The organism is Roseibium sp. R5, assembly GCF_055755305.1.
This window is the reverse complement of the sequence record NZ_JBVTQU010000002.1, coordinates 70,778-83,973: the sequence shown is the minus strand read 5'-3', so window position 1 is coordinate 83,973 and position 13,196 is coordinate 70,778. Positions and strand designations below refer to the sequence as shown.

The window sequence follows — 13,196 nt, the reverse complement described above, 5'->3', positions numbered from 1 at the left end:
AACTTATTCCCCCCTAATGCATTTCCGGAATTACCCTACGTGAAAACCGAGTGGGAGTCAGAAAAATTTTCTAAAAATAGATTCAAATTAGGAATCGGATTCAAAATATAAAAAAACGCAAAAAAAAATTTCAAATATTGCGATGCGATAAAATCATTTTTTATTCAAAGAAAAATGAAAATATTCTGGTGTTTAGTCGAAAAATATCAGTCTGTTGGGTCAAAAATATCGCATTGCAATATTTTTGTGTTTGGTCGGAATATTTCATATGAATAAAGTCATTGTTGACTGAGTTTCTTGATAATACTTTTGATGCGTTTGACAGCAGAAAACGGGGACGGCGTTGCGGAAGACCTAAGTCGGCAAACTAAGTTTTGGTGCTCGCTGCAATTGTCGGCAGATGGAGGGAGGCGACGCAGTAATCGGCAAATTTGCGGACTATGCTTGTTTGCGTTCCAGCTTGTCGTTGGTCAGGGTTGGAACGATGGTGGAGAGATGCGCAACGCTTAAGGGCACATCGCCGTTTGACGCGGCGGCTTGAAGGTCGGTGACCAGGGTGGTGATCGTCTGCAGTTCCATCTGATTGGCGGTCGCCACGATCACGCCGTCCGCGCCGGAGGGCAGGTTTTCTTCATTGCTCTCAAAAAGCTCCTCGAACAGCTTTTCGCCAGGCCGAAGGCCTGTAAAGGCAAGGTCGATGTCCTTCTCCGGCTTCAGGCCGGCGAGCGAGATCAGGATCTTGGCGAGATCGGTGATCTTGACCGGTTCACCCATGTCGAGGACGTAAATCCGGCCGCGCTGGTTGGAATTGTCGACGCTGAAGGCTGCCGCTTGCAGGACCAGCTCGGAGGCTTCCGGAATGGTCATGAAATAGCGGCGCATGTCCGGATGCGTGATGGTGACCGGCCCGCCTGCTTCAATCTGCTGGCGGAACAGCGGAATAACCGAGCCGTTGGACCCCAGAACATTGCCAAAGCGCACGGTGATGAAGCGGGTGCAGGTGCCGGACACATCCAGCGCCTGGCAGTAGACTTCCGCGGCCCGTTTGGTCGCCCCCATGATGCTGGTCGGCTTGACGGCCTTGTCCGTGGAAATCAAGACGAAACCTTCCGACTTCGCAGCAACGGCGGCATCTGCGACGTTCCGGGTGCCGATGATGTTGGTCTGGATGGCTTCCAGCGGATTATCTTCGACCAGCGGCACGTGTTTCAGCGCAGCGGCATGGAAGATAATGGCTGGTTTCTCAAACTGGATGACGTCAAAGATCCGCTGGCGGTCGCGGACATCGGCAATCACAGCGCTGCGTGAGAGGTCGGGTGCCCTGCCCTGCACTTCCTGATCGATCTTATAGAGCGCGAATTCCGAGTTCTCCAGGAGTACGAGCCGGGCGGGATTGTACTTCAGGATCTGACGGACGACCTCGGACCCGATGCTGCCGCCGGCGCCGGTCACCAGAATGGTGCGCCCGCTGATCAGGTCGCTCATGCGGCTGGTGTCGAGCTTGACCGGCGGGCGGCCGAGCAGATCGTCGATGGTGAGTTCGGAAAAATCCGGTTCGCTCAGATCCAGCGGCCTTGGCGTCGCGCGCTTTACCGGGATGCCCAGATCGGCGGCGGATTGTGTCAGAGCCTTGGTAAAGTCCGCCGGGGGCCGGGGCGTCACGGACAAGATCGCTTCGACGGGCGTGCCGGAGCGTTCCAGCCGCTTGGCGAGATCGGACAGTTCATCGACGTTGCCGAGGATCGGAATGCCGCGGATGCTGTGTCCGCTCTTGGCGGAATTGGCGCAAATCAGGCCGTGGACCTTGTAAAGGCCCGAGCGTTCCAGCTGGTGCGTACGGATCGCCTGCTCGGCATCGCGCACATGACCGGCGAGGAGAACATGCTTGATGCCTTCCGGCGGTTTGCCGAGCCCGCCAAGACGCCCAAGCCCGCCATCCTTGTGAGCGCGGTAAGCAAGACGCGGAGCGCCGATCAGCACCACCATGACAAACCAGGTGATGACAGGCACGGACCGCGGCAAGGCTTCCAGACGGGTGATCAAGAAGAGCACCAGGACGAAGATCACGATGCTGATCAGCGAGGCGACAACAATCGCCCTGAGATCGGCGAGCGAGGCAAAGCGCCAGAGCCCCCGGCCGAGGCCCATGAACTTGAAGACGATCGCTGAGATGGCAACGAAAATTGCAATCCAGGCCGCCACTGTCGGCGCCGGTGGCAAATGGTCGATGCCGTACCGTGCAACGAGAGCGGCAAACAGCGCCAGTCCAGACATGAACGCGTCATGGAGAATGGCAATCAGTCTTTTGTTCAAAAAGTTCATGCTGTTTGTGCGCAACTCAACGTGGATACTCCTGCGTCGGCTAACACCATACCGTAAAGAATGCAATTTGCCTTGGTGTGGCCCGCATATTTTGCTAATCAAAACGGGCTTTCCGGTTTTACGGATTACCTGGCGCGATTAATCAAAGTTTGAAACCGGATAGATGAACGTTTCCAGATATTTAAACCTCAATGCCGTTGTTGTCACAATCTTTGCGACACCGTTTTTGATGGTTTTGTCGCGCAACATTGCTACGCCCATTTTTGTTTTGGTCGCCGCGTTTTTGCTGCTGTGCGCGGCGAATGATCGGGGTCTCAAAGCGGTGCTGCAGTCCGGCATAAGCACAGGCCGAAGCCCGGCCGCGCTCCTGTTTGGAGTTCTTGTGGTCTTCATGGGCCTGTCGGTTGGTTGGTCGACATCGGTTGAACGGAGCCTCGAGACAACGGTGCATTTTGCTGGAAATCTGGCACTTTTTGGTCTCTGTGTTGCTGCGCTCACAGTCTGTGCGTCCGCTCTATTGATCAGGTCCATACTTTTTCCCTTTGCGATCATCGGGACGGCTTTGTTTGTCGTTTCTGAAGTCATTTTCGGAACCCCTGTGCGCGCCCTCGTCGGGGCATCGCCAGAGGTCTTCCGGATGAACCGTGCGGCCGTCGCGCTGGTCCTGATGCTGCCGTTTGTGCTTTACGCCCTGCCCCAGGCGAAAAATGTGCCGGGTTTGCGGTTGGCAGCGGTGCTGACCGTTGGCGTGGCAGCTTTCATGTCGGACAGTGAGACGGCAAAATTGGCGTTCATCGCCGCAGTTCTGTTGCTGCCAGTGTTTGTTCTCCTGAAAGACAAGGGCATCTGGTTTCTTGGGATTTTGACGCTCGGTACATTCATCTTGATGCCGGTGATCTCGCCGCATGTGATGTCGCTGATCCCGGATGTTCTGGCAAGCCGCCTCCCCTACGGCTCTGTCGGCATCCGGGCGGACATCTGGACCGCGTTTTCCAGCCTGATCAGCAACCACTTATTCCTTGGCCACGGCGTCGATGCCAGCTATATGGCAGCGGTCGATTACAAGGACCTGGATATTGCAGCGCCGTTTTTGGGCTGGGGCCACCCGCACAACTTCGCAATCCAGGTCTGGTATGAGCTTGGGGTGATCGGTGTGGGGCTCTTTGCGGCGCTGATCTTTCTGTTTTTCCGCGCGCTCCGCGCCGTGCCCGTGGATCTGCTTCCCGCTGTCCTCTCCACCGTTGCAGCGGTTTGGACCGTTGCGCTGGTGAGCCACGGCGCCTGGCAGGCCTGGTGGTGGTGCCTGGTGGGCCTGGTCAGCGTCTTGTGGCTGATCGAGCTGAAATGCCGACACGGGCAGGAAGCACCGCAGAGCGATACCTGATCGCGCGCAGAGAAAGAGATGACCGCAGGGGCGTTCGATGCACCTGCGGACTGTAGGTGGCCGGAAGGGCGATAAAGTGAAGTATGTGATCACCGGAGCATCCGGTTTTGTCGGCCGCCAGCTGCTGAAACGTTTGACGGTCAAGGGGCATCAGGTCGTTGTCATCGGCCGCACACCGCCGAGCGGAAATACTGTAGATCCCCAAGTCAGCTTTGCCGGTTATGACGAGTTGCCGAAAGTTGCTTCTGGCGCGGGCTGCTTTTTGAACCTCGCTGCGGTCAACAACGATGTTGATGCGAGCGAAGAGACCTTCTTCAAGGTCAATACCGAGCTTCCACAACAGCTCGCCGCGCAAGCCAAGGCCGCCCACGTGCCGGTGTTTGTCAATTTCTCCAGCTTTCACGCGCTTCCAGACGGGCCGGAGACCCCGTATGCCCGCAGCAAACGGGCGGGTGCTGAAGAGCTTGAGCAGACAGCGGATGTGCCAGCGCTCAATCTTTATCTTCCAGCTGTTTATGGTGACGATTTTGCTGGCAAGCTTGCGGTCTTGAAGAAACTGCCAGGTTTCTTGCGCACAGCCGGATTTACGGTCGTCTCGGCTCTCGCGCCGGTGGTTCATGTCGATCGGATTGCGGCGTTTGTGGGTAAGGATCTGACAACGGTGGCTTCGGATGAGCCGGTTTTGCTTGCGGACAATAAGGACGAGAACCTTGTCTACCGGTTTGGCCGCAAGCTGATCGACCTCGGTTTTGCGCTGGCCGTCATCCTCATTTTCTGGTGGTTGTTGCTGCTTGTCTGGGTCCTGGTCAAAACCGGGTCCGCCGGTCCGGGTATCTTTGCCCAGGACCGGGTTGGAAAGGGTGGTAAGGTTTTCACCTGCTACAAGTTCCGCACCATGGGCAAGGACACGCGCCAGGCCGGAACCCATGAGATTTCAGAAAGCGCGGTAACCCCGATTGGAGCGTTTCTGCGGAAGACCAAGATTGACGAACTCCCGCAGGTCTGGAACATCCTGAAAGGCGAGCTTAGCCTGGTGGGCCCCCGTCCCTGTCTTCCCGTTCAAGAGGAACTTGTTGCGGAACGCACCAAGCGGGGCGTGCTCGACATCCTGCCGGGAATCACCGGATTCGCGCAGATCCAGGGCATTGATATGAGCCATCCGGTGCGTCTTGCGCGAAAAGATGCCGAGTATATTGCCCGCCGCGGACTGATATTTGATCTCAAGATCATCCTTGGGACCTTCATCGGCAAGGGGCAGGGTGACCGGACCGCAAAAAGCAATTGATTTCAATTCTCTAACGGCAATTCTGTTGCTGTATTTGGGCTCAGAACAAGCGCCCAAGACACTGTGAAGTTCCTTGCTAAGGGTTACTTGGCAGTTCTTACGAGGACCTCCCACTTTTTGCGTTAACCTCTCATTAACCTTAAAAAACTTGACGTTAACAACGTTCCCCGGCTTTATCTACGCCAACGGTTCCTGAATTGACGGTTTTGCCGTAACTGGGGATCGTGGGCGCTGACAACAGTCCATGGCGTTGATCGCCGTTGCCGCATTTTGCGAATCTGCCGATACTGCGCAAAATTGACGGCTCAGGACTGTGAGGAACACAAACGCGCAGCGGTAATCTGTGCAAGCCCCCTCCCAGCGGTCGTGATCCGGACATTTTCCGGATCGATGAAGAAATGATTTTTGGCCAAGGCAGGATGCTGCGGCCAGGAGGAAAACGGAAAACCGGCTGCAGCAGTCATCCCACGGCCATGCGCTAAGGGCACAACCAGTCGAACACTTCCGTTTTTCGATAAAGCCGGCCTGTCCGGGTTTGAGGCAAGGATTGACGACACGATGATGGCTGCCGACCAACAAATTGCGCAAGACGCCGAACAGTTGTCTGTTCAGCTCGGGGAGCTGCGTGCCCGCCTCTTCCCGCCATCGAGCTTGAAAGTAATGCGCTCGTTTACCTCCGGCGAGGCTGCGAAGCTGATCGGGGTCTCTGATGGGTATCTGCGCCAGTTGGCGCTGTCCGGCGACGGCCCCTCCCCGGCAACGGATGACCGCGGCCGCCGCAGTTACACACTGGCCGACATCAATGCCCTTAGAAGCCATCTCGCCAGCCAGCACGAGCCGGGCAGCACGAAGGCGCGCAGCTATGTTCGCCACCGGGATCCGGAGCGCAGCGAACACTGCCAGGTGATTGCGGTTACCAACTTCAAGGGCGGCAGCGGCAAGACCACGACCTCAACGCATCTGGCCCAGTATCTTGCCATTCGTGGCTACCGGGTGCTGGCGGTGGATCTTGACCCGCAGGCCTCCCTCTCCTCCCTGTTCGGCTATCAGCCGGAACTGGATCTCACCGGCAACGACACGATCTACGGCGCAATCCGCTATGATGCGGAGCGCGTGCCGCTCGAGCAGATCATCCGCAAGACCTATGTCGACGGGTTGGATCTGGTGCCGGGCAATCTTGAGCTCCAGGAGTTCGAGCACACAACACCGCAGTATCTGGCGAACCGGCCGGCGGGCTCCGACCCGCAGGAGCTGTTCTTTGCCCGGGTGCAGACGGCGCTGAAGTCCGTGGAAGACAACTACGATGTGGTGGTGCTCGATTGCCCGCCGCAGCTTGGCTACCTCACCCTCGGCGCTCTGTGTGCGGCGAGCTCCGTGATCGTAACCGTGCACCCGCAGATGCTCGACGTGGCCTCCATGAGCCAGTTCCTGTTCATGACGTCGGATCTCTTGTCTGTTGTCCGGGAAGCCGGCGGCACGCTGAATTTCGATTTCCTGCGCTATCTCGTCACCCGCTATGAGCCGCAGGACGGCCCACAGACTCAGATCGCAGGCTTCTTGCGTGCACAGTTTGGTGACCGGGTTCTGACCGCCCCCATGGTGAAGTCGACGGCGATTTCCGATGCGGGGCTGACAAAACAGACGCTGTACGAGGTTGGCCGGGAGAACTTCACCCGCGCCACCTATGACCGCGCGATGGAGTCGTTGACAGCTGTCAACTCTGAGATCGAAACCCTGATGCTCACAGCCTGGGGCCGTGCGGAGGCAGGGAAATGAACGTTTTTGAAAAACTTATCCACGGTCACCGGGGCGGCCTTACATTGAGGCTGCTTGATCCAATTCGTCCGGAGACACTGTGGCCATGACCAAACGCAAGGACCGCTTGAAAGCCCTGTTTGCTGGTGAACCGGAAACCGCACCGGCGGAGAGCACAGCTGCGCCCGCTCCGGTGCAGCCGCAAGAAGCCCGGCATGAGAAGAAGGCGGTGCCTGCCGCCCCTGCCCCCGCTCCCAAAAGTGATCCTGTCAGCGAGCGCCCGCGGTCAGCTTCTGGTGCTGTGAAAGCCATGGGGCTGTCGCTTGGGCAAATGGCGCAGGAGCTCAAAGAACAGTCTGGCGAGCGGGTGGTGACACTCGATCCGTCGCACATCGAGCCCTCGCCTGTTGCGGACCGTCTGACCGTTGATGCCCACCTTGATGCGGGCTTTGCAGAGCTGAAAGCGAGCCTTGAAAGCCGGGGTCAACAGGTTCCGGTTCTTGTGCGCCGTCATTCCGATGCCGCCAAGCGCGCGGACGGCTGGTATCAGGCCGCTTACGGGCATCGGCGGATCCGGGCTGCGAAAGAACTCGGTATCAATGTTCTGGCAATCGTCCGGGACCTCGATGATGATGCCCTGATCCTGGCGCAAGGCAAAGAGAATGCCGAGCGGCGGGATCTGTCCTTCATTGAGCGTGCTTTCTTCGCCCGCTCGCTGATCGATCATGGATTTGAGCGCTCCCTTGTTCAGGACGCGCTCGGGGTCCACAAAACGGAAATGACCCGGCTCTTGCAGGTCGCCGACAAGGTTCCCTACCCGATCGCCAAGGCTGTTGGGCCGGCGCCCAAGGCCGGCCGGCCGCGCTGGCACCAGCTTGCCGAGATGTTCGACGGCGAGGCTGCAGAAGTCATTGCCCGTGACGAGATCACCTCCGAGGTGTTTCTCGCCTGTGATTCCGATCAGCGGTTCCAGCGGCTGTTCACGCGGCTTGGAAAACGAAAATCGAAGCCTGTCCAAAAACAGACGATCAAAAGCCGGTCGGGCAAACCGATCGCCGACATCAAGGGCTCGACCATCCAGCTCGCCAAGGCGGCCCCGGATGGCTTCGCGCACTATCTCGCCAAACAGCTGCCGGATCTTTTGGCGGCGTTCGAGGCGGACAAGAACAAGGAGCTGCCGGACGGCTGAATTTAAGGCCGGTTGACAGCTGTCAACTTTCAGAAAGCGGAACTGCCGCGCTGAAAGACTTGGAAACGAGGAAGGGAAGGAAACAAGGCAAGAAAAAAGGCCCCCAAAGCAAATTGCTCCGGAAGCCCTCTTTGTATGTAGCAATCTGAGAGAATCACTTCCGCCCAAAATTGTCAAGACGTGAGCCCCTGTTTTGCGACCGGGAACGCCTTTTCACTGCCTTTTTGAAGGTGATGGACATGACGGATCGTATTGCAACGACGCCTTTCGGCGGCGGACCCTTTTCTATTGCCTTGTTCAAGGCACATGAGAAACTTGATGCCGACCGCGCAGCTCTCAAAACTTCCGGCAACCGGACCGGCAAAACGGACAAGTGGCAGTTCCTGCGCGCCCTGACAGAGGCCCGCGATGTCTATGCCTTGTCCGATCGGGCGATCACTGTTCTAGAGGCGCTCTTGAGCTTTCATCCGGAAAAGGAACTGGACGGGTCGGAAGACATCATCGTCTTTCCATCGAATGCCGAACTTTCCTTGCGCACCCGGGGCATGTCCGCGCCGACCCTGCGCCGGCATATCGCAAAGTTGGTTAAAACGGGTCTTCTGCTGCGCAAGGACAGCGCAAATGGCAAGCGTTTCGCACGGAAAGGGCCGGGCGGTGAGGTAGCCGATGCCTTTGGGTTCAATCTGGCCCCCGCCGCTCTGATGGCCCCTGAAGTCTTCGAACACGCCGAGGCGGCACGGGCGCATGCTGCGGAAGTCCGAAAGGTCAGGGCTGAGATCACGCTGCACCTCCGGGACATTTCAAAGATGATCGAGGCCGCTTTCGAAGACGGGCAGGGCGCACGCAGTCCGGCACTCTGGCTGGGTTTCACGGAGGAGCTCAAAGCGCTCTCCGGCCGTGTTGCGCGGAACGGCGCTCTCAGCGATCACAAGCAGCGCTGTGACGCTCTGGTGCGCTTGCGGGCTCGTGTGGAAAGCGCCTTCCTGGCCGGTATGGACGAGGCGGATTTGCGCGAAAGAGACCGCGAAGAAGCATTTGCACAAGCCGGGGATATCTCTAATCTAAATTTAGGAATGAGCGGCAACGACGCTCGTAATGAGCGCCACATTCAGAATTCAAATAAAGACGACTCATTTGAATATTACTCTGAGGATAATGAAGTAGAGGTCCGCGCTTCAGATGGTGAGAAGGGTGATAGATGGAGACAGGAAGCCGGGCAGGGGTACCTTCAGGATACCGAAGCGCATGAAATCAGGGGAAGCGCCAAGGCGGACCCTGAACAGGTTTCTCTCGGAGATCTGAAGTGTGCGTGTCCGTCGTTTGCCGATTATGCGCTCGAAGGCCTGGGCAACTGGTCCGATGCCAGAAAGGCAGCCGAGTTGATCCGGCCAATGCTCGGGATTTCGACGGATGCCTGGGTTCGGGCGCAGCAGAATATGGGTCCGGTCGGGGCGATCGTGACGATGGCGTATCTGGTCGAACGGGCCGAGGAAATCAAATCCGCTGGCGGATACCTACGGGCTCTAAGCGAAAAGGCCGAAGCAGGGAAATTCCGGCTCCGGCCAATGCTGGACTCTCTCATGAACCGGTAAGGGCAGGGGGCGGCCAAGTGAGAGTTGACAGCTGTCAACAAACAAGCGCGTCCGGGTGGCTTCGGCTCATGAGGTGCTGGGGTCTGGCCAGAAGATCAGATCCGGGGCTTGGGTGCCGGCTCGACACCGGAATCGCCGGTGTTCGGAACCCCCTTGGGCTCGATGAGCAGGACCTTGGTTTCTTCTTCGGCGCGGGGCCGGTGGACAACGCCTTTCGGCACAATGAAGAGCTCCCCGGCTTTCACCACATGCGGGTCCTGACCTTCGATGTCCATGATCATCTCGCCCTCAAGGACGAGGAAGAAATCGTCGGTGTCCTCATGCTGGTGAAAGGGAAACTCCCCCTTGAACTTCACCACCATCACGTCGTTGGTGTTGTAATCAGCGACAACGTGCGGATCCCAATGACTGGCAAACATCGAGAGCTTGTCGGAGAGATTGATGGGTTTCATATCGGTCCGTCCTGTGAACTGCCAACAAGGGCAGGGGCTATCAGTCTTCAACGCGCCCACGGTAATTCAATCCATCCGGACCTGTCTTGAACGTTTGTGCGGGGATTGCGCGGTTAATCTGGATGTTGGGTATGATCTACCGTGTCCAACGTCCCCGAATTCAAGGTGGGGAATTCAAAAATGTCGATCGCTCCCACCAATTCCACGAACCACAGAGGCGAGTTGACAGCTGTCAACTTTGAAACTGCATTGAAAAGGGCCGTCAAACGCGGTATTGTGCATTTGTGCACAAAATAACGGATGATGGTTTTCATGTCAGTGCAGAGCACCTCCAAGCTTGTCTCCGACAGTTCCGAAACCGCGTTCTTGTCTGCCCGGGTACCGGTGCCGCTGAAAAACCGGTTCAAGGCGCTGGCAGCGGAGCGCGGGGCCAAGGTGCAGGAGTTGCTTCAGCAGATCGTCCAGGATTACGTGGATGATCAATCAGCTGGGCCGCTCGCAGCGACCGATGTCATTGCCCGTTTGAGGGGCGTGCGCGCGGACTTGGAAGGGCAGGGGATCGGTCATCTCTATCTCTTCGGCTCTCTCGCCCGGGGCGAGGCTGAGGCCGGTAGCGACATCGACTTGAGTTACGAGCCGAAAGAAGGCGCGCAATTGTCTCTGTTTGATCTTGCGCGTTTGAAGGATGTTCTGGAGACCGCGCTCGACATGCCTGGCCGGGTGGATCTGGCGCCGCGCGCCCGTCTTGCTCCGCATGTGGCCGAGGCTGCGGCCAGCGACGAAATCCGGATTTTCTGAAGCGCCATGCGTGATGCCCACCACCGGCTGGAAGATATTCAGCGCGCCATTCTCGACATTCGCACGTTTGTCGCAGGCCTGGATCAGGCAGCCTTCCTGAAAACACCTCTGGAGGACCGCAAGACGTTCCGCGCCGTGACGGCCTGTCTTCAGGAAATCGGTGAGGCGGTGAAGGCGTTGCCGCCCGAAGTCACAACTCACCATCCGGACATTCCCTGGCGGCTGATTGCCGGAATGCGCGATCACATTGCCCATGAGTACTTCCGCGTCGACGCAGATACCATCTGGGCAACGATCGAAAGCGGCGAATTGGAAGTTCTTTTGGAAGCGGTGAATGAAGAGCTGGATCAATAAACAAATACGTTCAAGCCGTCCTGATTAGACTATGCGCCGATAGAAGTTTTAAGACTGGCCGTGTTGGATGTACGGCTGCCTGAAACGCATTGGAGGGCGTTCAAAAAAACGATAGCTCGCCCAAGCGACAGGTACAAAACCGACAAAGCAGATCGCCGAGGCGAGGACCATAGTCGGTGTATGCGTCAGGTCAACGACATGCTTCTGAACGAATTGGGCGAGATCGAACACAACGAAAAAATGCAATAGGTAGATAGAATAGGAACAAGTGCCGACGAGTGCGAGCGCATTGGAGAAGAAATGACTTTCGAAGCGGAAGGACGTGTCATACCAAGCGATCAAAGTCGCAAAGCAGAGACCTGAGATCGTTGGAGCAACAATCCAGATAGGGCTTGGTGTCGGGTATGTTTCGTTCATGTAGAAACCACCCCAAACATCAAACAGGTACATGAAAACGAGTAGAGTAAGCCCGGTGCCAACCGCGAGAAAGTGCCGCCTCCGCAGTCGGTGACTGAAATAAAAAGCCAGCATTCCGAAAACAAATTGATCTATGCATCCCACTAGCGTCCAGTAGGTGAGCGATTGTACTTCGCCTTTGACGACCCAAAGCGCTGCTCGTAGTGTAATCGAAAGAGCGATTACCACGAGGAGACCGATTGGGTTACGAGTTCTAATCATAAGCAGGAGCGGTAGCATTAAATAAAAATGAAGCTCTACCGTAATTGACCAGCCCCCATTCGGCCATTCTGGCGTCACGAAGCCGCGCAGTAGGATTTGAAGGTATGTTCCAATCGGCTGACCACTTGGCATGACTTGCAGGAAAAACGTCAACGCGAAGGCAACGAATAGCAACGGGAACAATCGAATAATCCTGTTGGCAAGAAATCGTAGGGTGTGAATCTGGTTTTGGCCGATTAGTTTGGCAAAAAGGTAGCCGCTGAGCGTCATGAAGAGAGCCACTCCAACATGGCCCTCAGTGAAAATCGACAATGGAAATACTGGTGCGGCGGCAAGGTGGCCATCGTTGACGTGGTTAAAATGCCAAGTAAAAACTAGAAAGGCGGCAACCGCACGGACGTGGTCCAGCCCAACAAAATACCTGCCTGTCGAAGATTCCACGGTGTCAGCTTCCTAATGAATTCTGGCTTGTGTTGACGGGTGGAATGGATAACTTCAAATCCATGGTCATCAAGTCAGATTAAGAAATGATTTGGCCAATGCGCTGTCGCACTTGCAATTAGCGAGAAGTATATCATTCGCTAGTAGGGCCCTTGTCTCCTTAAGACTCGATCCCGTAGCGCTCAAGGATCCGGGCATGAGTCCCGTCGTCGACCATGGTGTCGAACACCGATTGCAGGAGATCCACGAGGTCATCGGGCGTCTGGTGGTGAAGCGCGAGATAGAGTTCGCCGCGGTCCAGCTCATAGACGGTTTCATACTCATCCAGGGCGACATCACGCGTTTGCAGCGCCCAACGGGTCACTCTGGTCTCATAGGAGATAGCATCCACACGGCCGGCAATGAGCTTGCGGAAATTCTGATCGTTTGACAGCACCGCTTCAATACGGTCGTCCGGAACACCCTTTGCCTGCAAAAGCAACTGCCCGATATCGTCCTTGACCACCCCGATCCGCAAGTCTGCCAGCTCCTGAACTGTCTGGATCTTCAGATTTCTGCTCTTTTTGGCAATCAGCCCCACGACTGTCGGAACAAAGGGTCCAACCCATTTGAAAAGACTTTCACGATCCGGTGTGCGGGTCGTCGAGAAGAGGGCATGCCCGGACCGTTGGAGGGTGAGATTGTAGCCGCGCGCCCATGGCAGGAGCGCGATGTCGGATCGGCTGTGACCGGAGGCTGTCCGGTTGAAGATCTCCTCCATGATCTCAACGCTGAGCCCCATGAGCTCGCCCCCCACCTGGTAATTGTAGGGGGGGTACTCTTCCGTCATCACCTTGAGACCACCAAGGTCGGAACTCGCCTGGGACAAGCGGAGCGAGGGCAGGGGCGCCAACACAGCCATGCCTGCCAGAACGGTCCGTCTTGTCACTGCCTTCATCTGTTGCCC

The 13,196-nt window shown here is 56.9% G+C and carries 11 protein-coding genes; 7 read left to right on the top strand and 4 right to left on the bottom strand.

Annotated elements, in window-relative coordinates; all coding sequences use genetic code 11:
* Positions 1-438 precede the first annotated feature (438 nt).
* The gene (locus AC0J4F_RS24820; protein ID WP_473026519.1) at positions 439-2,322 is read right to left on the bottom strand and encodes a polysaccharide biosynthesis protein; all 1,884 of its coding nucleotides are present in this window, start codon (positions 2,320-2,322) and stop codon (positions 439-441) included.
* A gap of 163 nt (positions 2,323-2,485) precedes the next feature.
* Here AC0J4F_RS24820 and AC0J4F_RS24815 point away from each other — a divergent pair, with 163 nt between their 5' ends.
* The 5 genes from AC0J4F_RS24815 (at position 2,486) to repC (ending at position 9,527) form a co-directional block, all read left to right on the top strand.
* Positions 2,486-3,706, top strand: coding sequence for an O-antigen ligase family protein (locus AC0J4F_RS24815; RefSeq protein WP_473026518.1), 1,221 nt, complete (start codon positions 2,486-2,488; stop codon positions 3,704-3,706).
* Positions 3,707-3,743: 37 nt separating this feature from the next.
* Positions 3,744-4,991 carry a sugar transferase gene (locus tag AC0J4F_RS24810; RefSeq protein WP_473026517.1) on the top strand — a complete coding sequence of 416 codons (1,248 nt, stop codon included), beginning with the start codon at positions 3,744-3,746 and terminating at the stop codon, positions 4,989-4,991.
* A gap of 561 nt (positions 4,992-5,552) precedes the next feature.
* Complete coding sequence (repA, locus tag AC0J4F_RS24805) at positions 5,553-6,767, top strand: plasmid partitioning protein RepA (protein WP_473026522.1); 1,215 nt, start codon at positions 5,553-5,555, stop codon at positions 6,765-6,767.
* 85 nt (positions 6,768-6,852) lie between these two features.
* The gene (gene repB / locus AC0J4F_RS24800) at positions 6,853-7,935 is read left to right on the top strand and encodes a plasmid partitioning protein RepB (protein WP_473026516.1); all 1,083 of its coding nucleotides are present in this window, start codon (positions 6,853-6,855) and stop codon (positions 7,933-7,935) included.
* A gap of 239 nt (positions 7,936-8,174) precedes the next feature.
* Positions 8,175-9,527 carry a plasmid replication protein RepC gene (repC, locus tag AC0J4F_RS24795; protein WP_473026515.1) on the top strand — a complete coding sequence of 451 codons (1,353 nt, stop codon included), beginning with the start codon at positions 8,175-8,177 and terminating at the stop codon, positions 9,525-9,527.
* A 95-nt stretch (positions 9,528-9,622) separates the two neighbouring features.
* Here repC and AC0J4F_RS24790 read toward each other — a convergent pair whose 3' ends face one another.
* Complete coding sequence (locus AC0J4F_RS24790; RefSeq protein ID WP_473026514.1) at positions 9,623-9,979, bottom strand: cupin domain-containing protein; 357 nt, start codon at positions 9,977-9,979, stop codon at positions 9,623-9,625.
* Positions 9,980-10,291: 312 nt separating this feature from the next.
* Here AC0J4F_RS24790 and AC0J4F_RS24785 point away from each other — a divergent pair, with 312 nt between their 5' ends.
* Both AC0J4F_RS24785 and AC0J4F_RS24780 read left to right on the top strand, forming a co-directional pair.
* Positions 10,292-10,777: a nucleotidyltransferase family protein gene (locus AC0J4F_RS24785; protein WP_473026513.1), complete on the top strand. Its 486-nt coding sequence runs from the start codon at positions 10,292-10,294 to the stop codon at positions 10,775-10,777.
* Positions 10,778-10,783: 6 nt separating this feature from the next.
* Complete coding sequence (locus AC0J4F_RS24780; protein WP_473026512.1) at positions 10,784-11,131, top strand: HepT-like ribonuclease domain-containing protein; 348 nt, start codon at positions 10,784-10,786, stop codon at positions 11,129-11,131.
* Positions 11,132-11,179: 48 nt separating this feature from the next.
* On the opposite strand, the gene AC0J4F_RS24775 is transcribed toward AC0J4F_RS24780, so the two are convergent.
* Entirely contained in the window at positions 11,180-12,250 is a 1,071-nt protein-coding gene (locus tag AC0J4F_RS24775; protein WP_473026511.1) for an acyltransferase family protein, read from the bottom strand.
* 160 nt (positions 12,251-12,410) lie between these two features.
* A complete protein-coding gene (locus AC0J4F_RS24770; protein WP_473026510.1) occupies positions 12,411-13,187 on the bottom strand; it encodes a substrate-binding periplasmic protein in 777 nt (258 codons plus the stop codon).
* Positions 13,188-13,196: the final 9 nt, after the last annotated feature.

Coding starts and splice junctions, on each gene's coding strand:
- AC0J4F_RS24820 (WP_473026519.1), bottom strand. CDS start 2,322: ATGAACTTTTTGAACAAAAGACTGATTGCCATTCTCCATGACGCGTTC.
- repA (WP_473026522.1), top strand. CDS start 5,553: ATGGCTGCCGACCAACAAATTGCGCAAGACGCCGAACAGTTGTCTGTT.
- AC0J4F_RS24810 (WP_473026517.1), top strand. CDS start 3,744: ATGCACCTGCGGACTGTAGGTGGCCGGAAGGGCGATAAAGTGAAGTAT.
- AC0J4F_RS24815 (WP_473026518.1), top strand. CDS start 2,486: ATGAACGTTTCCAGATATTTAAACCTCAATGCCGTTGTTGTCACAATC.
- repC (WP_473026515.1), top strand. CDS start 8,175: ATGACGGATCGTATTGCAACGACGCCTTTCGGCGGCGGACCCTTTTCT.
- AC0J4F_RS24770 (WP_473026510.1), bottom strand. CDS start 13,187: ATGAAGGCAGTGACAAGACGGACCGTTCTGGCAGGCATGGCTGTGTTG.
- AC0J4F_RS24785 (WP_473026513.1), top strand. CDS start 10,292: ATGTCAGTGCAGAGCACCTCCAAGCTTGTCTCCGACAGTTCCGAAACC.
- AC0J4F_RS24780 (WP_473026512.1), top strand. CDS start 10,784: ATGCGTGATGCCCACCACCGGCTGGAAGATATTCAGCGCGCCATTCTC.
- repB (WP_473026516.1), top strand. CDS start 6,853: ATGACCAAACGCAAGGACCGCTTGAAAGCCCTGTTTGCTGGTGAACCG.
- AC0J4F_RS24790 (WP_473026514.1), bottom strand. CDS start 9,979: ATGAAACCCATCAATCTCTCCGACAAGCTCTCGATGTTTGCCAGTCAT.